Origin of the sequence: Pseudomonas sp. Pdm06 (assembly GCF_014851795.1) — a bacterium.
GTDB lineage: Bacteria > Pseudomonadota > Gammaproteobacteria > Pseudomonadales > Pseudomonadaceae > Aquipseudomonas > Aquipseudomonas fluorescens_AA.
On record NZ_JACVAH010000028.1, the window covers coordinates 16,559 to 36,926 of the forward strand.

Sequence of the window (20,368 nt, forward strand, 5' to 3'; positions counted from 1 at the left end):
AAACTGCTGAGCGAGCCGCCATCGTGAGCAAGCTCGCTCCCACAGTTTTACCAAGCCGTTCAAAAACCTCGCGTACGCCACAACCCCCTTGTGGCCCCGCTCCCACAAATGCTGATCGGCGAGTGCTTAATCTCCCAGCGCGGCGCCTTCCCGCCGCGGATCCGCACCGCCGGCCAACGAGGTTTTCCCTTGCGCATCACGCACCCGGACAATCGCCTGGGTGCCGCTGTTCATGTCGATCTCGCTCACCTCATGGCCTTTGTCTTTCAGCGCCTGGATCAGTGCCGGGCTGAACTGTCCTTTCTCCAGTTCGGTTGGGCCGTTGCGGCTGCCGAAGTTGGGAAGGTTGATGGCGGTTTGCGGGTCGAGGTCCCAATCCAACAGGCCAATCATTGACTTGGCGACGTATTCGATGATTTGAGAGCCGCCGGGGGAGCCGACAGCGGCCACCAGTTCTCCCCGACGGTCGAAGATCAGCGTCGGTGCCATGGACGAGCGTGGGCGCTTGCCCGGTTCGACGCGGTTGGCGACTTTTTGCCCATTTTCTTCGGGGATGAACGAGAAATCGGTCATCTGGTTGTTGAGCATGAAGCCCTGGACCATCAAGTGTGAGCCGAACGCCGATTCCACGGTCGTGGTCATGGACACGGCGCCACCCTGATCATCCACGGCCACCACTTGCGAGGTGGAAATACGCAGGGGTGAACGGTCCGGGGCGTAGGCCACCTGGATGCCCGGTGGCGTGCCGGGCTTGGCGACGCCCATGCTACGAGGGCCGATCAGGCTGGCGCGGCTGGCCAGGTAGCCGGCATCGACCAAGCCTTTGAGCGGCACGGCGACAAAATTGGGGTCGGCAATGTATTGGGCGCGGTCAGCATAGGCCAGGCGCTCGGCTTCGGCGATCAGGTGCACCGCTTCGGGGGTGGGTTCAATGCCGGCGGGCTTGTCGGTCTTGACCGGTTTCAAAGGCGCGAGGGCCGCGTGGCTGTCGCGCTGTTCCAGGGCCTGCAACGTCCCGAGGATCTGCGCCACGGCAACCCCGCCCGAAGACGGTGGTGGCATGCCGCAGACTTGCCAGCGCTTGTAGTCGGTGCACAACGCTGGCCGCTCCCGTGCGGTGTAGCCTTGGAGGTCATTGAGCGAAAGACTGCCGGGGTTGGCGTGGTTTTGTACCTTGGCGACGATCTCCTCGGCGATCGGGCCTTTGTACAGCGCATCGGGGCCTTCGTTGGCGATGCGCTTGAGCACGCCGGCCAAGGCTGGATTCTTCAGCACCGTGCCAACCGCCTTCGGGCTGCCATCGGCATTGAGAAAGTAGGCGGCCATGTCTGGCGAGCCCGGCAAGGACGGGTCGGTAGCGATCAACGTGTGCAGGCGGGGTGAAATCGCAAAGCCTTGTTCCGCCAGCGTGATGGCTGGCTCGAACAGCGTCGCCCATTTGAGGCGGCCATGTTTGCGATGGGCCAGTTCCAGCCCACGCAACACCCCCGGTGTCCCCACGGAGCGACCGCCGATCTGGGCGGCGGTAAACGGCATGGGTTTGCCGTCGGCTTGCAGGAAAAGTCTTTCGGTGGCGCCAGCCGGTGCCGTTTCGCGCCCGTCGTAGGTGCGCACGGCCTTGCCATCCCACAGCACAATGAACGCACCGCCACCGATGCCCGAGGATTGCGGCTCCACCAGGGTCAGCACGGCCTGCATCGCGATGGCCGCGTCGATGGCCGAGCCGCCGCGCCGCAACATCTCGCGCCCGGCATCGGCCGCCAAAGGATTGGCCGCAGCGGCCATGTGCTTCTCGGCGTAGCGGGTCTGCAGATCGGTGCGGAAGCCGGAAATGACCTCCGGTGGGGCGGGCAATGCCGGTGTCGCTGTGGAGGAGGGTGGCGCCTTACAGGCCGCGAGTGTTAGAGCGACAGCCAGCAGCGAAACGGCTGACAGGCGATGAAAATTCGGTTTGAGGTCTGTAGGCACGTGTCGCTCCATCCGTGGTGTGGAATATAGAGAACGACTGTAGCGATGGGAGGTGTAGGGCGCAAACCAGAAGCCGAATTGTTCACGCGCCATCCCCAGTCTTGAGGGCTCGACAGCGCATTTGCCACGCCGCAGTGTGGCGTGGCATCCAGGGCCGATGAACCTAAGGGGCGGGCGTCAGTGTCAGGGTGCCTTGGGTATGCCGGGCCACGTCCGTCGATGAAAGGTGCAAGGCCTGGTACTCGCCGCGCATGAAGGGCAGGACCTGATCCTCATAGTGGCTGTTGAACGGAACGCCGCTCTGGCCCACCGGGAGTATGCCGAGGGCTTTGTCCGGCGTGGCCAGGTCGATGACCCGTCGCGTCGAGGGACCGTAGGTGACCGACCAGGGCGCCGGACTCAGCGGTGCGGAGAAGTTGTTCGGCACTTCGTGGCTCCCGGGGGCCGGGTAAGGGCCTGCGTTGAGCAGCGGTGCCAGCCATTTCTGGCTGCCAAGCGGATGCCCCTGCGTCAGTTGATGCACCTTGCCCCATTGCCACTGCGTGGCGTCGTCACCCAGGGTGGCCCGCAGATGGGCGATGCTGGTGTTCCAGGCACGAACGATAACGTCGGCCCGGGTCTGCACGTCCGGTTGTGTCCTGTCCTTCCACCAGGGCGAGTACTCGTCGGCGACCAGACGCGGCAGCGCAGCGTCTATTACGCGGGTGCTCAACAGGTTCTGGAACATCATATCGCCCAGCTCATCGTGCAGGGCGCCATAGCTCAGGTCATAAAGGAACTGTGTGAACAGCGTGGCGTCGACCGAGTCCAGCGGGTAGTCGCCCTGCCACTGCGCAAGCTTCTCCAGCCACTGGCGTTGACGCGGGTCGGCAATCGCCGCGCGCAGGATCGGCAGCACCGGTTGCAACACACGTTGGGCATAGCCGGTCTGGGTGTCGAGTTGCAGCCGGGTGCTTTTTTCGATGTTCCACTGATCGTCCCGGTCCAGTTGTCGGGTCAGGCGTCGACCTCGGTCGGGCAGGTTGTAATAACCGGGTATCGCCATGCCATCTGGCGAGACGGGCTGGGCGTTGGCGGAGACGATGTAGCCCCTGGCCGGGTTTTCTTCATGCGGGTTGGCGCTGAACGGGTAGTAGCCGTCCTTGTCGGCGTCGGGGGTGCTGCCGTCGAGAATGAAATCCGCGGTGACCTGGGACGGGCGCCTGGGCAAGCGCGCAGCCGCCCACCAGGCGATGTCGCCTTGGGCATTGGCGTACACCACGTTGAGCCCCGGGGCCTTGATCAATGACGCCGCCGTGCGAGCCTTGTCCAGCGTGTTGGCGCGGTTGAGCTGATAAAAGGCATCCACCACCGGGTTATCGCCGTCCAGGTACGACCACCAGAGGGCGATGGGCCGGCCAGGGGCATTGTCGCCCAGCGCATCATTGATGATCGGGCCGTGGGGGGAGCGGCGCAGGCGCAGCATGACCGGTTCGGCATCACGCACCTCGATACTCTGCTGTTCTTCCTGCATGGCGACCCAACGGCCCTGGTACCAGACTTCATCGGGGTTGTCGGGATTGGTGGTTTCGCCAATCAAGTCAATGTCATCGTTCTGGAACATCGTGAGGGTCCAGGCGAAGTCGTTGCTGTGCCCCAGCAAGGCGAACGGCACGAGGCTTTCGTAATCGCCGTAGAGTTCGAAACCGGGGGCGTTGAGGTGGGCTTCGTACCACACCGATGGTACGGAAAAACGGATATGCGGGTCACCCGCCAACAGTGGCTTGCCGCTTTGTGTGCGCCGGCCCGAGACAACCCAGGCGTTGCTGCCCTCCATCTGCGGTAGCCCGGAATGCTTCACGGCCTGTTCACTGAGCTGCGCCAGCGCCGCCATCGATTGCCAGTCGGTGGCGTTCAGTGCCTGGCTGCCAAGGGCGCCTCTTGGGTCCCAACTGCGATCGAAAATGGCCAGGTAGGGCGCCCCCAGCGTGTCCTTGACGTAGGTCAGCATGGGTTCGGTACGAAACGCAGCCGCGAAGCTGTAGGCCATATAGCCGACCACGCTGTAGACGTCCTGGGCGGTGAACGGCCTCTTCTCAATACCGAGCAAGTCGAACTCTACAGGGCGTGGATTTTCCATCTGATAGGCGTTGATACCGTCCAGGTACGCCTGCAACGCCTGCCAGGTCGCGCTCTGGTGATCGGCATGCGCCACCTGCCAGTCTGCTTGTTCACGGATACGCAGGGTGCGGAACAGTCTGTCGGTGGGCAGCAGCTTGCTGCCCAGTACGGCGGCCAGTTCACCGCGGGCCAGGCGCCGGAGCATTTCCATCTGGAACAGGCGGTCCTGGGCATGCACGTAACCCAAGGCTCGGTATGCGTCGGGCTCGTTGCCGGCAGTGATATGCGGTACGCCACGCTCATCGAACCGCACCTCGACTGGCGACTGTAGTCCAGGCAGGCTGGCCAGCCCCTGTCGCTGCGGTTGCTTGCCATAGAGGTAGATGGCGATCACGGTAACGCCGATCAGCAGCGCCGCCGCAACGAAGACGCCGATGCGCTTGAGCGTGCGTGGTTTTGCAAGGGGCGTGGGGGGCAGGGGGATGTTGAGGGCGGTCATTGCACACCCAGCCTTTGGCGAGCGTGACGCAACCGTTGCAGCAGGTTGAGCAAGGGGCCGGTCATGACCGTGGTGACCACGGTCATGATGACAAAAAGGGTAAAGAGCTCTTTGCCGATAATCCCCAGGTCGAGGCCGATTTTCAGTACGACCAGTTCCATAAGGCCCCTGGTGTTCATCAATACGCCGATGTCAATGGCGACCGGTGTCGAATAACCGGCGAAGCGGGCGCCCAATGCACCGCCCAACAGTTTGCCGGCGATTGCCACCAGCAGCACCAGGCCTAGCAGGCTTACACCGACGGCCGAAAACGTCGCAGCGGTGGTGTTGAGCCCGGCGAGGGCGAAGAAGCCGGGCATCAGCACGATGACCGCAATGTGCTCCACTCGCTCGACCAGCATGTTCAGCAGCCGTTGGTCTCGCGGCAGGCATGCGCCGAACAGAAAAGCACCGAACACTGCATGAACTTGCAGCCATTCGGTGATGCTGCCGTACACCAGCGCACCACACACAAGTACCGCGAGCAGGGTCAAGGTACGCCTGCCCTCAAGGTGAGCTATCCAGCGCCTCAACAAGGGACGCACGCACCAGAATGAAGCGCCGCACAAGGCTGCCAGGCCACACAATCGCAGAGCCAACTCCTGCCATTGACGGTCCAATTGCAAACTCATCGCGGTGATCGCCAGCAACACCCAGGCACAGACATCACTCACGGCGGCAGCCATCAGCGAGAGCGCACCAACCTCACTGTCGAGCATCCGTCGCTCCTTCAGAATGCGCGCCAGGACCGGGAACGCGGTGACCGAAAACAGCGTTGCAATGAACAGGTTGAAGCCTAAGTGGGGGACGCCGGCAGGTGCGAAGGTACTGTAGAGAAGAGGGGCGATCGCAACGCCCAGAATGAAGGGCAAGGCAATGCTGCAGCCGGCGATCAGCAGCACTTTGCCATGGGCGTAGGGGGAGTGCTGTTCAGGCATACGGAACTCGGCGCCGACGACAAACATGAACAGCAGAATGCCGAGGTCGCTGAGCACCTTTAATTGTGTAACAGCGTCGCCCTTAAATAGTGCGTGGTGGAAGTCGGGAAAGAAAAAACCAAGTACTAAAGGACCCAATACAAACCCGGCGATCATCTCGCCAACCACTTCTGGTTGCCCTAGTCTTTTTAGAAAGGCACCCGCAACCTTGGCCGTTAATATTATAAAAACGATTTGCAAGAAGAGCATGGGGTTACCTTGTCCGAGAATTGAGGGTACGCCGCCATCGGGCTCTATATACCGTGCTGGCAGATAGGCAGAGGATGTTAGCGGAGCGCGCAGGGATAAAAAAACTATCAGATCTGGTAGTATTTTTTGATGAGATGAACCTGTTAGATTTTCCTCGCTTCGTTGTTGTGCGGCTTGTTAGTCGTGCCCGACTCATGTTTGCCGATAATTCAGAAGGTCGATTATGAAAGACGCGATATTTACGATCATTCATCAAGCCCTGATTGAAGTTAATGCCACGCGTAAAGAGAAGATCGATTTGCAGAATATCGATACGTTGGCGCTTTATGGTACTACCGGGGTGTTCGATTCCATGCAATTGGTCAGCTTTCTGGCTGCGGTAGAAGAAGGCCTGGACGACGAACTGGATATTGAAATCTCGTTGACGTCGGAAAAAGCGGTGTCACAGACCGTCAGCCCGTTCAGCAGTGTTGCCTGTTTGATTGATTTCATTATCGCCGAGCAGCAGGTTCCTCAACTGGCCTCTGCCTGAATGAACGCCACGCAGGGAGCATTGACGTGAACGTGACGGTCCGTAAAGCGCTGAGCAGTGACATGTACCCGGTGTGCAAGCTGTTGCGCGAGTCCACCTTGAACTCCAACTGGATAGGCGTAAATGTGCGCAAGCGCATGTTTGCCGATATCTGGTCCGGGGGAGAGGACTACTTCGGCTATGTGATGCTCGACGGCGACGTGGTGGTGGGTTTTCTCGGTTTGCTGTTTACCACCCAGCCTTGCAACGGGCAGCAGCGCTTCTGCGAATTGCATAGTTGGTACGTGCAGGTCGAATACCGCAAGGAAAGCCTGAAGCTGTTGTTGCCGGTACTGTCGATGCGCAAAGTCACGCTGCTCAACTATACGCCCACGCCGGATGTGTACGAGATCAGCAAGAAGTTCGGCTTTATCGACCTGGAAACCGAGCTGGTGCTGATGTATCCCTTCCCCAATCCGCTGAAAATACGTCGGCGCTATCGCCTGGAAACCGATGTCCATCGAGTCGCGGGCTGGCTGAGCGAGCAGGAAAGCGTGGTCTTCCGGGATCACGCGGGGGTCGAGTGTCGGCACCTGATGATCGTCGATTCAGTGACCGGCGAGTCCTGCTACCTGATAGTCAAGCGCATGACCCGGCGCTGGTTCGAGCCGATCGGTCGGGTACTGTTCATCGGCAACCCGCAGTTGTTTGCACGCAGTCTCGACAGTTGGCGATTGTCCTTATGCCTGCAAATGCGCGTTCAGTGCCTGGTGAGTAATGCGGCGGAACTGGCAGGGTATCCCCTGAGCGGTGTGCGGTTGATCAAGCGCGAAGTTCCGTCACTGGTAAAACCTGCTTCTGGCAGTTTGGCAAGTGCACCGATAAAGCCGCTGTACAGCCTGCCGCTACTCATCGGATATAAGTTGCATTGATATGATTATATTGTTGACCGGTACCCGCAAAGGCGTTGGTAAAGAAGCGGCGCTGTATTTTCTGGAACAGGGCCACGTCGTCATTGGTTGCAGTCGCGGTGAAGGTTCAATTGAACATGAGCGCTATACGCACTTCTGTCTGGATTTGAACGACGCCAGTGCGGTCAGGAAAATGATCAAGCATATTCGCTTGAGTCATGCGCAACTGGATGTGCTGATCAATAATGCCGGCGAAGCCAATATGGCGCCTTTTCAGTTGACGCCTGCCGAGACGGTCCAGGGTTTATTTGCGAGCAATGTATTTGGCTTGATGAATGTTACCCGCGAAGCCGTCAAGTTAATGCAGAAGAACGAGCATCCGGGTGTCATCGTGAATATATCTACCGTGGCGACCCATTGGGCCATTCCAGGCCAATCGATATATGCCGCCAGCAAAGCCGCTGTCGAACAGCTGACCCGGACGTTGAGCAAGGAACTTTCGGTTTTTGGCATTCGCATCAATAACCTGGTGTTACCGCTGTACCGAAGCTCTTTGACCCGCACACTTCCTCAAGAGATCAGACAGAAGATGATTGAGCGCCAGACGATAGCCAGGCCCTGTGTGTTTACCGACCTGATCGGACCCTTGACGTTTCTTATCTCCAGCCAGTCGGCTTTTGTGACGGGTGAAACCCTCAGCCTGGGAGGTGTGCAATGAGCCGCGATGCCTTGCTGGCAACGCTGGCCGAACCGGGGCAACGCGTGGCGCTGTTGCACGGCGAGCAGCAGTGCACCTACAGCGATCTGCATGCCAAGGTGCAGCAGTGCCTGGCCTGGCTGGTCGACCACGGCGTCAAGCCGGGGGATGCGGTCATCCTCAACAGTGACTACAGCGTGTCTGGCGTCGCTGCGCTGTTGGCCTTGTACCTGAACCGCAATATTGTGGCGCCGCTGGTCGATCTCAGTGAGCGTTCCCTGCAAACCCTGCAAGGTGCCGCCCGGTGTCAGTATCGGATCGAGATCGTCGACGATGCCTGGGTGCATCACTCGCTGGCACAACCGGTCGCCGACGAAAGCCCTGAGTACTACAGCGCGCTGCGGGAGAAGGGGCGCTCAGGCCTGGTGTTGTTGAGCAGCGGCAGTACCGGCGCGCCCAAGGCGATCCTGCATGACCTGGATGACCTGATCGACACCAAGCTGGGCAAGGAGCGCAAGAAGCCCCTTTCGATCCTGATGTTCCTGTTGTTCGACCACATCGGCGGCTTGAACTCATTGCTCAACACGCTGGCGGTGGGCGGGTGCGCGGTGATGCCGGTCGATCGGGCCCCCGAATCGATCTGCGCGCTGGTGGCGCGGCATGGGGTGAAGGTGCTGCCGGTCAGCCCTACCTTCCTTAACCTGATCCTGATGGGGCGGCATCACGAACAGCATGACCTGTCCTCGGTACGGCTGATCACCTATGGCACTGAAAGCATGCAGCAAAGCCTGCTCAAACGGGTCCAGCAGGCGTTCCCCAAGGCCAAGATGCTGCAAACATTCGGCACCAGTGAAACGGGTATCAGCGCTACGGTCAGCCAGTCCTCGGCCAGCACCTTTTTCAAGCTGGCCGATGCGAACACTCAGTACCGCATTGTCGATGGCGAGTTGCAGCTCAAGACCCGCAGCCAGTTTGTCGGCTACCTGAACCAGGACACCGATAACGTCACCGAAGATGGCTGGTTCCGTACCGGTGATCTGGTGGAGCAGAACGAAGAGGGTTATCTGCGGATCCAGGGACGGCAAAAGGAGCTGATCAACGTCGGAGGGCTCAAGGTGCTTCCCACCGAAATCGAGGACGTGATGCTGCGCAGCTCGCTGATCGACGACTGCGTGGTGTACGGCATGCCGAATGCGATCACTGGCCAGGCTGTACACATGGATGTCATGGCCGCAGGCGTGGAGAGCAAGAAGGCCCTCAAACAGCATGTGCTCGAGCATCTGGGCAGTTGCCTGGAAGCCTACAAGTTGCCCGTCAAAGTCAACAAGGTCGACGAAATCGCTTTTTCCAATCGGTTCAAGAAGACCCGGGCGGTGCTCTCATGAGCGATATCGTGATCCTCGGCGCCGGGCGCTTCGCGCTGGAACTGGCGACTTACCTGCAAGACATCGAGCCGTTGGCAGTGGTGCGTCACCTGATCGTGCCGGATGAGGCCGGGGGCGATGCCGCCCCTGCCGCGCCGTGGCCCGCCCAAGGCCTGGACCCGCGTTATCGCTACGTGCTGGGGGTGGCCGATATTGCCTTGCGCCAGCAACTGATCGACGCGTACTTCAGCGATGGCCGCTTGTTGGCGCCCAACTTCATCCACCCCAGCGTCCGTCATCGGTTGGACCTGCGCACCAGCCGCGGCAATGTCATCGCCGCCGATTGCCACGTGGGTGTCAACACCCGGATCGGTTCCTGGAACATGATCAATTACCACTGCAGCGTGGGCCACCATTCGCAGTTGGGCGACAACAACTTCCTGTCACCGCATTTCAATGCCGGTAACAGCGTGACCCTCGGTAATCGTTGCTTCATCGGGCTCAGTACCGTGGTCACGCCCCAGACGGTGATTGAAGACGATGTGACGATCCAGGCCGGTTGCACCCTCAGCGAGTGCATCCCGGCGCATTCGCACTGCACATCCACGGCCCGCCAGAAAATCCTTCAACTGGTCTAAAGGAGTAGTACCCGCATGAACAAGTCTGCACACGTCATTATCATGGGCGGTGGTCCAGCTGGCAGCATCGCAGCGTTGACCTTGCAAAAACTTGGGCACCAGGTGACGGTGTTCGAAAAAGAGAAGTTCCCGCGCTACCGCGTAGGCGAATCTTTCTTGCCTGGCACGTTGTCGATCCTGCACCGCCTCGGGCTGAGTGAAAAGATTGCGCAGGCCGGCTATGTGCTCAAGCCTTCCGCCACCTTCCTGTGGGGCAAGACCGAAGCGCCGTGGACCTTCTCGTTCAGCACGCCCAAGACCGAAGACTGGGTGTTCGACCACGCCATCCAGGTTCTGCGCTCGGACTTTGACCAGATGCTGCTCGACACCTGCCGTGAGCGCGGCGTGCGCGTGTTCGAGGAGGCGGCGGTCATCGATGTGGATGCCGAGCAGGCCGACAAAGTCAGCGTAACGGTACGGCACAAGGACGAGACCAGCGAATTCACGGCCGATTACCTGATCGACGCTTCAGGCAGCAATAGCCCGCTGGTGCGCAAGCTGGATCTGCGTGAGTACGACGAGTTCTACAAAAGCGTGGCCTTGTGGTCGTACTTCAAGACCCCGGACCCGTTCAAGAACGACCTCAATGGCACCACTTTCTCGATCACCTTCGAAGATGGCTGGATCTGGATGATCCCGCTCAAGGACGGTATCTACAGCGTGGGTACCATTGTCGACCAGAGCAAGCTGGCCGATATCAAGGCCATGGGGCTCAATGCTTTCTATGACAAGACCCTGGCCAAGAGCGAGCGAGCCCTGTCGATCCTCAACGGTGTGGAGCGTTGCGAGGATGTGAAGCTGGTGCGTGACTGGTCCTACGAAACCAAATACTTCTCCCGCAACCGCTTTTTCCTGTGTGGCGATTCGGCCTGCTTCACCGACCCATTGTTCTCCCAAGGGGTGCACTTGGCCTCGCAGTCGGCGGTCAGCGCAGCCAGCAGCATTGACTACCTGATGCAGCATCCGGAGCAGAACGAAAAGGTCCACGCCTGGTACAACCGCAGCTACAGCGAGACCTACAACCAGTACCACGAGTTTCTGGCGTCCTTCTATACGTTTGCCTCGTTCACTGAGCCGGAATCCGAGTTCTGGACCAAGCGTCGCATCAGTGAGTCGGCCGACGAACGTTTGAAGCGCAAGGAATGGTTCGAGCAATTGGTCAACGGGGAAAAACAGAACCGCCCGCAGATTGGCGACTTCAAGGACCGCGCCTCCACCATGATTGCCATCGGCCGGCACCAGCGCAATGAGTTGACCGACGAGTTCATGGATGCCGAGCTTAACCCGGCTCGCGTGCGCTGGATCTCCGACTTGACCAAACAGTTGAACCGCATCGCCAGCTTCAACTGGTTGGGCGACCGGGTCGAGACCGCCGACTATTTCAAGATCGAGCCCCTGAGCTTCAAGCTGAGCCTCAAGCGGATCCTGTCCAACGGGGCCGGCAAGGACATGACCAAGTACACCGTGAGCGAAGCCCTGGTGCAACTGTTCAAGGACCTCTACGAACAGAAATTCGGCTACAAGGAGTTGATGGTGCGCCTCAACGAAGTGGGGGAGGTGAACTCCTCGCAGTTCGTGATCCGGCTGATGGAGGCCGGTTTGCTCGATGGTTTCGACAAGCATGGGCAACGAGTGCTGGTGCAGGATCGCCTGCGCTTCGATGGGGTAGGTGTCGAATATGAAGTATGACGAGGGGTTCAGTTGGCTTTTCCTGGCGGGCGTCGGCAATTCCGGCGATACCCACTGGCAGCGGCATTGGAACACCGAGCATCCCGATTCATTGTGGCTGGAGCACCGTGACTGGGATAACCCGGACTGCGAGGAGTGGGTCGCGGATTTGCAGGCGCTGTTGTCCGGGCAACAACGACCGGTGGTCGTGGTCGCCCATAGCCTGGGGTGCCTGTTGCTCCTGGAGTGGGCGGCGCGACATCGCTCGGACCTGATGCGCGGCGCGTTTCTGGTCGCGGTGCCGGACCCCAATGGCAAGCAGTTCCCGGAGCAGGCCCGTGGCTTCCGACCGGCCGACCAACTGAGCGTCGACTTTCCGGTCACGGTGATCACCAGCCAGAACGATCCCTACGGGGACCTGGATTACGTGCAGCGCAGCGCCCGCCAGTTGGGTTGCGGCTGCACCAACCTGGGCGAGCTGGGCCACATCAATGGGAAGTCGCAGTTGGGGTACTGGGATCAGGGCTACAACCTTTTGCAATCCTTTGCCCAGTCACTGAGCCACTGAGTGACGATTGAACACAGGCTGCCCACGGCGGCCTGTATTTCTTTAAGCCATCAGGACGATGCTATGTCAGCTAATGCCGTGTCTGTGCTGCCGGGCGATGAGCTTGGCGCCGCATTATCGCCATCGGTTCGAGGGGTTGCGCAGGGGCAGTGCCACCGTATCCCGGTGCATGCCCGATTTGAAGGGCACAGTGTGCCGGCCACGTTGGCGGTCCGGGACGAGGCGCATTGCGTGCTTGAAGTGCCGGCCGGTCTCTACAGTGCCAACCCCGAGCCTTTCACCGTGGCGCTGTGTTTCCAGCAGTGCCTGCATCGCCCGCAAGTGCCGGTGAACATGCAGGGACGGTGGTCAGGCAATGATCGACCCTGCCTGGAACTGGTGAGCTGCGGCTCCAGGCCGGCGTACCTGAATGAGCGCGATCGCGCTGACGCGTCACTCAGGGCGGCGGCGCGAAGCCCCATACTGTTCAATCGTCGCCTGACCGTACAGTTGCATTACCTCAGCCCGCTCAACGGCGCCTTCGAGGTACTGGACCGAGATGTAGTGATCGTGCCGGGCATGGATCTGGAACTGCAGTTCAACTGTCCCTGGAGTGGCCTGGCCATGGTGCGTGTGCAGGTCCTGGGGCGTTTCGAGGACCAGGGCCGCTTCCTCTGTCATTTCCGGGTGCTGGACAACCCCTCGAGCACCGCGGTGGCGTTGATGCTGCTGTGCCAGCGTCGGCACTTCTCCTTCGACAGCCTGCCCGTGGCGCTACGCAAGAGTCCGGCCATCGATCGCCTGATCCATGTCGCGATTATCGAAGGGACCGGCGCCATGGACGATTTGCTGACGTGCCGCCTGGCTGCCAACCGTCACTACGGTCGTCTGGAGGACGTGCAGGATCCGCGAGTCTTGTGGGATGAATGGGACCCTTACGCCATCCAGGTCTGCGCGCGGCTGGGCAACAAATGTGTGGGGGCGGGGCGTGTCGTCGTCAACAGCGGCTATCGTGAGCGCTGCGAGATCGAGATGTCGACGCCCTTGCCTCAATGGTTGTGGGCGGGGGGCTTTGTCGAGATGTCCCGGGTCGCCATTTTGCCCGAGTACGCCGGGCATCACGTGATGCTGGCACTGCTGCGCGAACTGGGCAGGATTACCCTGCATTTGCAGAGCCGGTACATCGTGCTGGACGCCATCGATATCCTGGTGCCGATCTACACCCGACTAGGGGCGCAATGCCTGCCGATCAGCAAAAAACACCCCTACAGCGGTGAAACCGTGCGCGTGATGTATTTCGACGTTGGCCGTCTTCTGAGCCGTCTCGACTGGCATTTGCCCCAGTGGCTGTTTGTTTTCGGTCCGACCATCGGGCACAGCGTGCATCGCCAGCACATTAGCCAGCTGGCCGCTCAATTCCGGGTGTCGGCCACGGGAATACGGGTCAAGCGGGGGATCGCGCGTGCGCTCAAGAAACTCATGGGTTAACCCTTCGGTCGTGAGGCTTGTCAGCTCCACCGCGTCGGCCACCCTGTACGCCGGTTGGGTAGCATTCTGCGCCCGTCAGTTACCCTGGATGGCCATGGCGCAATCGGCCTTGGCGCAGTGGCTGCTCAGTTTCGCGGCTACTTTCGCGTTCTCGGCATTCATCAGCCGCCGGATCGGCCGCAGCCCGCACCAGGCCGTGGCGGTGCGAGTGGCCGCTTGGGCGATGGTGATCTATGCGGCTGTGCTGCTGAGCGTGCACACGATGATCGGCACGCCGGATCCGGTGCTGACCCTGCTCCCGGTATTGGGCCTGGCGGGAGCCTATGCTTTGTTCTATGCCCGGTTGCAGGTCCGTCACAATGCCCGTGAACAATCTGCATGAGCGCGTTGCAGTTGGTTGTCTTCCCGGTCCATGCACAGGCTGATGCCGCTTGGCATACCGTGCTGGATGCACAGCAGATGCGCCACGCCGCGACCTTGGGCGAGCGTCAGCGAGTTCGTTACCTCAACGCACGCATTGCCCTGCGCCTGACGGTGGCCGGGCTTGTGCAGTACGATCCGCAACGAGTGGTGATCGAACAGCAGGCCTCGGGGCAATTGCGCATTTGTACCCATCCCCGGCTATTCGCCAGTGTGACTTATGCACAGCGCCTGGGCCTGCTGGCCGTGGGGTCGTCCCGTGTGGGCCTTGATTACGAGGACGGTGCCGCCCCGGTCTTCTGGCGCAGTGCTGTGCGTCGATACTTTTGCGAGAGTGAGCGTCGCTGGCTCCAGAGTCGCGATGAGGGGACGCGGGAAGCCGACTTTGTGTGGTTGTGGACCCGGCGCGAGAGTCTGCTCAAATACAGGGGCAGTGGGATACGCGGTGATACGCGGTGCTTATGTCGCCCCGAAGATGCCGCCCCTTCCCAGCGCAGTTTCAACCTGGCCGGAGGGGTCGGCACACTCACCGGTGAGGTGCTTACAGCCGATCTGTTGCCTTCACGGTTGGCCCTGTGCGGTGAGTGGTCGCCAGAACTCGATTTCAGCTGGCACCAGGCGCCTGGCCGGATGCCTTGCTGTGTCAGATCTGAATGAGGTGCATCGACAGGGCCTGGACAACGGCAGCGCTACGCGTCGTCACGCTGAACTTTCGGCGGATATTCTTGAAGTGATAGTCCACGTTGGCTTCCGAACAGCAGCAGATATTCGAGATCTCCCAACTGGTCTTGCCAAAGGCACTCCAGCGCAGTATTTCCTTTTCACGCCGGGTCAGCTTGACCTGGGTGACGGGCGCTGGCGGAACCATCAGGGCCAGGGCGGCTTGCAGGGCGGCGTCCCTGAGCATCGATAGCGTACCCATGTGGTGCCTGATCATCGCTTGCGCCTGATCAGCGTCGCGTGCCTGGAGATTGAGGCCCAATGTCCCGAACTGGCCTTGCGGGCCGTGCAGGGCGAAGGTGACGCCATGTTCCAGGCCGTGCGCCACGGCCAGTGCTCGCAGGCTGTGTTGTTGCGGTGAGCTGTACAGTCGCTCGGTCCAGACGATGGGCGTGACGTTATGCATGCAGTGCAACATGACCGGGTCGATCCTGACGTAGCCTGCCTGTTCGTAGGCCTCATGCCAGGCTTGTGGGTAATCGCCAATAACCAGCTCGCTGCGCTCCCGTGCGTTTCGGTCTGGTTTGAGGCGCAGTTCATAGCGGCCAAAGCCCAGTTGCAGAACCGGTTCTTTCAAGCGATCGAACAGATCGCTGCTGGTCGAGATGCCGGGGCCGTCCAGAAGAAACTCAAGCGCTTGCGATAACATCATTCATTTCCTTTTCAATGATTGCCGGCTCAGCTCGCAGGATGCGGATCAACGGTTCATCAGCCAGATCGAAGCCGCGACCAACAGACCTCCAAGGCATTGCCAAACGGAGAGTTGGATATCCAGTACGGCCCAGGACAGCAGCACCGCGAACATTGGCGCCAGGAACAGCCAGCCACTGGTGCTGGTAGCGTCTGCCTGTTTCAGCGCGACGAACCACAGCCCGAACGAGCCGGTCGAGGCCGGTATGGCCAGCCACGCAAACCAGCCCCACTGCTGGATCGAGAGGTGATCGGGCCAGTGTTCGCCGGCCAGGAGGGCGCAGGCGAGTGCCCCCAGGGCGCCGATGAACAGTTGCCAGAAACTCAAGGTCCACGTGCCGACCGCCACCGGGTTGCGCTTGATGATCAGTGTCGCGGTGGCCCAACTGACGGCGGCGCCCAAACCCAGCGTTATGCCGATCCAGGCGCCAGGCTGTGGGTCTTTTGCAAAGTCAGCGCCAATGGCCAGCGCTACGCCGATCAAGCCTGCAACCAGGCCCAACAGGCGGTTGGCCTTGAGCGGCTGCGCGAAGAACAGTCGGTTGCCTACCGCGACCCACACGGGGTTGGTGAAAAGCAGGATCGCTGCCGTGGAGGCCGAGACGGTGCGCATTGCCAGGAACAGCAGGCTCATCACGGCCGTGGTCTGGGTAAGGCCGATGATGGCGATCACCAGCACCTGCCGGGCATCCAAGTGGCGTGGGAGCAGGTTGGTACGCCAGGAGCCACCTTGCATGAACACCAACGGCAAGGTTGCCAGCGCGGCCAGGAAGAACCGCCAGCCCACCAGCATCAAGGGATCGAATCCCTGCTCGAGCAATATCTTGCCCGACACGAAACTTGAGCCCATCAGAAATGTGGACGCCAGGATCGTGACAGCGAAACCCAGTCGGCTATGGAGGCCCGTCGCCTCGCCAGCCACTGACATTGCCATCAGCGGATCTCGATCCGCAGCGGCAGGGCCCGGCTCGGTAACAGGGGGGCGATGCGCCATTGGCCCAAGCGTTTGATGGTTTCCTGTGGCGCCGGCGCCAAGGCAAGCTGCAGCACCCCGGTACCGTCGATCAGCGCTTTGCCGGCGCTCAACCTGAGGCTCTGGCTCTGCTCCAGGAGCATGTCGCGACCTTCCCAGCTCACCCAATGACTGCCGCTCAGGGCGTAAGCAATGATGTCCTGGCGCAAGTGCAACGACATCAGCTCGGTCGGGCGAAGATAGATGTAGACCCCGTCCGGCTCGCCGTCGGATGACCCCTGGGAATTGGCACTGAAAGAGACCGTCAACGTACGCACCTTGGTCTTCCTTCTGAAAAAGTCATTGGAAAATACATCTGCGCTTACATTAAATGGCCGGTTTCGGTAAAAACATCAGTAATTTCTTGAAGTAATTGTTAGCGGGGCTTACATGTCGGCGATCCCTCCCCTCAGTTGTCTGCGCAGTTTCGAAGCTGTCAGCCGCTTGTCCAGTGTCACCTTGGCGGCGACGGAGCTGCACGTCACTCATTCGGCGGTCAGCCAGCAGCTCAAGGTGCTGGAAGAGATGCTGGGTGTGACACTGTTCGTGCGCGAGGGACGTACCTTGCGCATCACTGAAGACGGTCGGTTGTACTCGTTGCAGGTGCGTGAGTCGTTGAAGAACATCGCCGATGCGACTCGTCAGGTTAAAGCGCAGCCCAAGGCTTCGGAGCTGGTGGTGGCGGTCATGCCTTCCTTCGGCTTCTCCTGGCTGCTGCCGCGTATCGGTCGATTCCAGGCGCGTTACCCGCATATCACGGTGCGTCTGCAGGCCAGTCTCACCGTGACCAATCTGGCGCAGGAGGCGGTGGACGTCAGCGTGCGCATGGGGCGGGGCGACTGGGAGCAGGTGGAGAAACAGCTGTTGTTTCACGACGAAATGATCGTTGTCGCTTCCCCGGGCTTCAATGGCGGACAGCTACCGCATACGCCGGCGCAGATCGTCGCGAGCCCGATCATTTTCACCATGGACTCCTGGCAACCCTGGTGCGAGGCGGCGGGGCTGGACACCGAGGTCACGCGCAAAGGGCTGTGCAGCAACGATTCGAATCTGGTGCTGGAGGCCGTGCGACTCAAGCAGGGTATCGCGCTGGTGCGTCGCAGCCTGGTGCATGACGCCATCGGGCGTGGTGAGTTGGTGCAGTTGAGCGAGCATGCGGTGCCGTATGCCTACCCGTATTGGCTACTGCTGCCAGACCGCGAGCGCGTCGAGGCCAAGCGGCAGCAGTTTGCCGAATGGCTGGGTGAGGAGGTCGAGTCGTATCTGCGAGAGCTCAGCCAGGTACGTCGACTGCCGGTCTGCTGAGCGGCCATTTTTTTGAGGCATAAAAAAACGGCCTATCTTTCGATAGGCCGTTTTTAGTACTTGGTGGCTACACAGGGACTTGAACCCCGGACCCCAGCATTATGAATGCTATGCTCTAACCAACTGAGCTATGTAGCCAAGTGGCGCGCATTATTCGCCGGTAACGAAGATGTGTCAAGCGTAAATCTGAAATATTTCTCTGCGCTTTCAACCGCTTAACAATCCCCGCCGCAAATCCCTGTCAGTTGAGCTGAAATCTCCCTGTGTTGGCACTCAAGGCCTTGCTTCCCTGGCTCAGGGTATCCGCCGCCACGTTCACGGCCCGTGCGCCTTCGAGCAAGCGCATGGCCGCCTGGTCGACCTGCTGGATATTGCCGCTGACCTCGTCGGCGGTGCTGGCTTGTTCATCCACCGCGGTGGCGATTTGCGCCAGGGTGTCGGTGACACTTTGCACGGCGCTGGCAATTTCTCCCAGCCGTTCGCCCAGGCCGGTGACAGCTTGGGCGTCGGTCTGGGCCTGGCCGCAGGCGGCTTCCATCAGGCTGACCGCTTCGTTGACTGTGGCACGCAGGCTGTCGACGGTGCCGGCAATCTGTTGCGTGGAGGACTGGGTGCGTTGCGACAGGCTGCGCACCTCATCGGCCACCACGGCGAAACCACGGCCCTGTTCCCCGGCGCGAGCCGCTTCGATGGCGGCATTGAGGGCCAGAAGATTGGTCTGCTCGGCCACGCCACGAATGGTATCGACCACCAGTTGGATCTGCTGCCCTTGTTCGCTGACGCGTCCCAGTGCGGCGGCGGTTTCGTTGAGTCGCTGGTTGAGCTGCTGGATGCTCGCCGTGGTGCGCTGGCTGTCGCGACTGCTGTCGGCGGCGATGCGGCGGGTCTGCTGGGCACTATCGGAGGCCTGTTCACAACTCTTGGCCACGCCCTGGGAGGTGGCGGCCAGTTGCGTCGCGGCGGCGGCGATCTGGCTGATTTGCATCTGCTGGGCTTCGACTTCTCCCAAGGCGCCACTGGAGTGGGTATTGAGGGTGCGCACGGCATTGCTCAACTGCAACGTTTCGTGGTCCACCCCCAGCAGGCTGTTGCGCAACTGCACCACGGCGACATTGAGAGCGGTGCTGATGGCCGCCAGTTCATCGCGCCCTTGTACCGGCACTTGCAGGCTGAGATTGCCGTCGCGCAGGGCCTCGGCCAGCAGGGTGATGCCGCTGGCGCTGCGCCGGATCGACGCTTGCAGGCACACAAAAAGATACAGCGCCGCCAGCAGCAGGCAGCCCAGCACCGTCGCTACCAGGCTGAACTGACGAATCGCCGAACCGTGGTAGTGATCCAGCCGCGTGTCCAGTGCCACCAGTGATTGTTGTCGCAGGGTCGCCAGGTCGGTGAGGAGGGCGTCCATGTGTTTTTCGAAGTCTTCCGGCTTCAGGTTGATGGCGCCGCCGAACACGCCGTCATCCAGCACTTTCAGGCCGGCGTCCAAGTGCTTGAGGCTGCCTTGGAATTGTCCGGCCCAGGTTTGCAAATCGCTGGGCAGGCGGGTTTCCAGCAATGCGCCGGTCTTGACCAGTTGATCCCGGGCGTCACCGATACGGCTGCGCAGGTCCCGCAGTTGCAGGCGACTCTGCAGCGTGAACTGGCCCGACACCACGGAGGCCTGGCCAACGCTGGCCAGGCGGCCGACCCGTTCGATCAGGTCCGGTGTTTGTTGGGTGGAAATCTGGGTCAGCAGATAAGTCTCCAGCCAAGAGGCGAGGGTCAGGCGGTTGTCCATGACCATCTGTTCGCGCAACGCCTGCAGGGCGCTGAGGGCTGTGGTGAAGCGGTCGTAGCCATCTGGCCACCAGCCCACGCCGCCCAGGCTTTTCGAATCCAGACCGTTGAGGCTGGTTTGCAGGGTTTGATAGCGGGCGAGGGTATCGGGTTCGGCTCCTTCGGTTTGCAGGGTATTGGCCAGGTCACTGGCGGCCTGGTTGAGGGTGGGTTGTACTGCTTCGTACGCCGCCATCGCAGCCAGTGTCGCGGGTGTCGGCTGCCGATTGGTCTCGGTGGCACGCCAGCGGGCGGCGCGGTTGCGCTGGGCGGCGAGCAGATTGTCGAGATTATCCAAGGCCAGCAATTGGCGAACCCCGGCGCGTTCTCCGGAAATCAGGCTGAGCTTGTCGCGATAGTCCTGGCCGATGAGCCACAGGCTGCCCATGAGCGGCAGGATAAAAAGCAGGAACAGCAATTGGAATTTGCGGGCGAAGCCGAAACGCCCCAACAACCTGATTCCCGGTGATAGAAAAGCCTGCATGCCCATACTCCCCTGGACACCCCTGCACTGTTTTTGTGCGTTTTTTACACAGTGCTAAAACGGGTGCCCTTTTAAAAGGCCTCGAAAGTTTGTCCAAATCGGCTTGGTAGGCCAGCTCTGTAGCGAAACTTCCCATTCTCGGTCTCCTTTGTAAGGAGCCGCGTTGTAGCCCATTAACAAGGCAAGATTCAGACCATGGCGTTGGGCTATCACTTTGGAATTCGACAAATTTTTCAAGGTCGATAGCAAGCTAAGGGGATATCCTT

Annotated in this window: 18 protein-coding genes and 1 tRNA gene; 11 read left to right on the forward strand and 8 right to left on the reverse strand. The window is 60.6% G+C overall.

Translation table 11 applies throughout. From position 1 onward, the window contains the following. Positions 1-126: 126 nt before the first annotated feature. From ggt to IB266_RS30025, 3 genes are all read right to left on the reverse strand, one after another. Entirely contained in the window at positions 127-1,980 is a 1,854-nt protein-coding gene (ggt, locus tag IB266_RS30015) for a gamma-glutamyltransferase (protein WP_192264386.1), read from the reverse strand. 151 nt (positions 1,981-2,131) lie between these two features. Next, on the reverse strand, positions 2,132-4,567 hold the full coding sequence (locus IB266_RS30020) for a penicillin acylase family protein (protein ID WP_192264335.1): 2,436 nt from the start codon (positions 4,565-4,567) through the stop codon (positions 2,132-2,134). Beyond that, a complete protein-coding gene (locus tag IB266_RS30025) occupies positions 4,564-5,793 on the reverse strand; it encodes a cation:proton antiporter (protein WP_192264337.1) in 1,230 nt (409 codons plus the stop codon). Before IB266_RS30025 ends, IB266_RS30020 begins: the two co-directional genes overlap by 4 nt. A 223-nt stretch (positions 5,794-6,016) precedes the next feature. On the opposite strand from IB266_RS30025, the gene IB266_RS30030 reads away from it, so the two are divergent. The 10 genes from IB266_RS30030 to IB266_RS30075 all read left to right on the forward strand — a co-directional run bounded on the left by IB266_RS30030 (position 6,017) and on the right by IB266_RS30075 (position 14,733). Next, entirely contained in the window at positions 6,017-6,325 is a 309-nt protein-coding gene (locus IB266_RS30030) for a hypothetical protein (protein WP_060740623.1), read from the forward strand. Between the two features lie 26 nt (positions 6,326-6,351). Then, positions 6,352-7,236: a hypothetical protein gene (locus IB266_RS30035; protein ID WP_092475713.1), complete on the forward strand. Its 885-nt coding sequence runs from the start codon at positions 6,352-6,354 to the stop codon at positions 7,234-7,236. Positions 7,237-7,249: 13 nt separating this feature from the next. Beyond that, positions 7,250-7,933, forward strand: a complete 684-nt coding sequence (locus IB266_RS30040) for an SDR family NAD(P)-dependent oxidoreductase (protein WP_203225754.1) — start codon at positions 7,250-7,252, stop codon at positions 7,931-7,933. Continuing rightward, positions 7,930-9,297 (forward strand): ANL family adenylate-forming protein, encoded by a 1,368-nt coding sequence (locus tag IB266_RS30045; RefSeq protein WP_192264339.1) that lies wholly within the window; start codon positions 7,930-7,932, stop codon positions 9,295-9,297. Before IB266_RS30040 ends, IB266_RS30045 begins: the two co-directional genes overlap by 4 nt. Further along, positions 9,294-9,914 (forward strand): hypothetical protein, encoded by a 621-nt coding sequence (locus IB266_RS30050; RefSeq protein WP_060740627.1) that lies wholly within the window; start codon positions 9,294-9,296, stop codon positions 9,912-9,914. The genes IB266_RS30045 and IB266_RS30050 overlap by 4 nt, the downstream gene beginning before the upstream one ends. 15 nt (positions 9,915-9,929) lie before the next feature. After that, positions 9,930-11,642, forward strand: coding sequence for a chloramphenicol-biosynthetic FADH2-dependent halogenase CmlS (cmlS, locus tag IB266_RS30055; RefSeq protein ID WP_060740628.1), 1,713 nt, complete (start codon positions 9,930-9,932; stop codon positions 11,640-11,642). Next, entirely contained in the window at positions 11,632-12,189 is a 558-nt protein-coding gene (locus IB266_RS30060) for an RBBP9/YdeN family alpha/beta hydrolase (RefSeq protein ID WP_192264341.1), read from the forward strand. The genes cmlS and IB266_RS30060 overlap by 11 nt, the downstream gene beginning before the upstream one ends. Positions 12,190-12,252: 63 nt before the next feature. Then, positions 12,253-13,656, forward strand: coding sequence for a hypothetical protein (locus IB266_RS30065; protein WP_192264343.1), 1,404 nt, complete (start codon positions 12,253-12,255; stop codon positions 13,654-13,656). A 10-nt stretch (positions 13,657-13,666) separates the two neighbouring features. Then, entirely contained in the window at positions 13,667-14,038 is a 372-nt protein-coding gene (locus IB266_RS30070; protein WP_152032426.1) for a hypothetical protein, read from the forward strand. Further along, positions 14,035-14,733, forward strand: a complete 699-nt coding sequence (locus IB266_RS30075) for a 4'-phosphopantetheinyl transferase family protein (RefSeq protein WP_192264345.1) — start codon at positions 14,035-14,037, stop codon at positions 14,731-14,733. Before IB266_RS30070 ends, IB266_RS30075 begins: the two co-directional genes overlap by 4 nt. On the opposite strand, the gene IB266_RS30080 is transcribed toward IB266_RS30075, so the two are convergent. From IB266_RS30080 to IB266_RS30090, 3 genes are read right to left on the reverse strand one after another with little or no spacing between them, the layout of a single operon-like run. Beyond that, entirely contained in the window at positions 14,720-15,448 is a 729-nt protein-coding gene (locus tag IB266_RS30080) for a helix-turn-helix transcriptional regulator (RefSeq protein ID WP_192264347.1), read from the reverse strand. The genes IB266_RS30075 and IB266_RS30080 overlap by 14 nt on opposite strands. Positions 15,449-15,493: 45 nt before the next feature. Further along, positions 15,494-16,420, reverse strand: coding sequence for a DMT family transporter (locus IB266_RS30085; protein ID WP_192264349.1), 927 nt, complete (start codon positions 16,418-16,420; stop codon positions 15,494-15,496). Further along, a complete protein-coding gene (locus IB266_RS30090) occupies positions 16,420-16,776 on the reverse strand; it encodes a hypothetical protein (protein WP_192264352.1) in 357 nt (118 codons plus the stop codon). Before IB266_RS30090 ends, IB266_RS30085 begins: the two co-directional genes overlap by 1 nt. A gap of 112 nt (positions 16,777-16,888) precedes the next feature. Here IB266_RS30090 and IB266_RS30095 point away from each other — a divergent pair, with 112 nt between their 5' ends. Then, positions 16,889-17,803 carry a LysR substrate-binding domain-containing protein gene (locus IB266_RS30095; RefSeq protein ID WP_192264355.1) on the forward strand — a complete coding sequence of 305 codons (915 nt, stop codon included), beginning with the start codon at positions 16,889-16,891 and terminating at the stop codon, positions 17,801-17,803. Positions 17,804-17,864: 61 nt separating this feature from the next. Here IB266_RS30095 and IB266_RS30100 read toward each other — a convergent pair. Continuing rightward, positions 17,865-17,941 (reverse strand) — tRNA-Met (locus IB266_RS30100). A 103-nt stretch (positions 17,942-18,044) separates the two neighbouring features. Next, positions 18,045-20,102 carry a methyl-accepting chemotaxis protein gene (locus IB266_RS30105; protein WP_192264358.1) on the reverse strand — a complete coding sequence of 686 codons (2,058 nt, stop codon included), beginning with the start codon at positions 20,100-20,102 and terminating at the stop codon, positions 18,045-18,047. Positions 20,103-20,368: the final 266 nt, after the last annotated feature.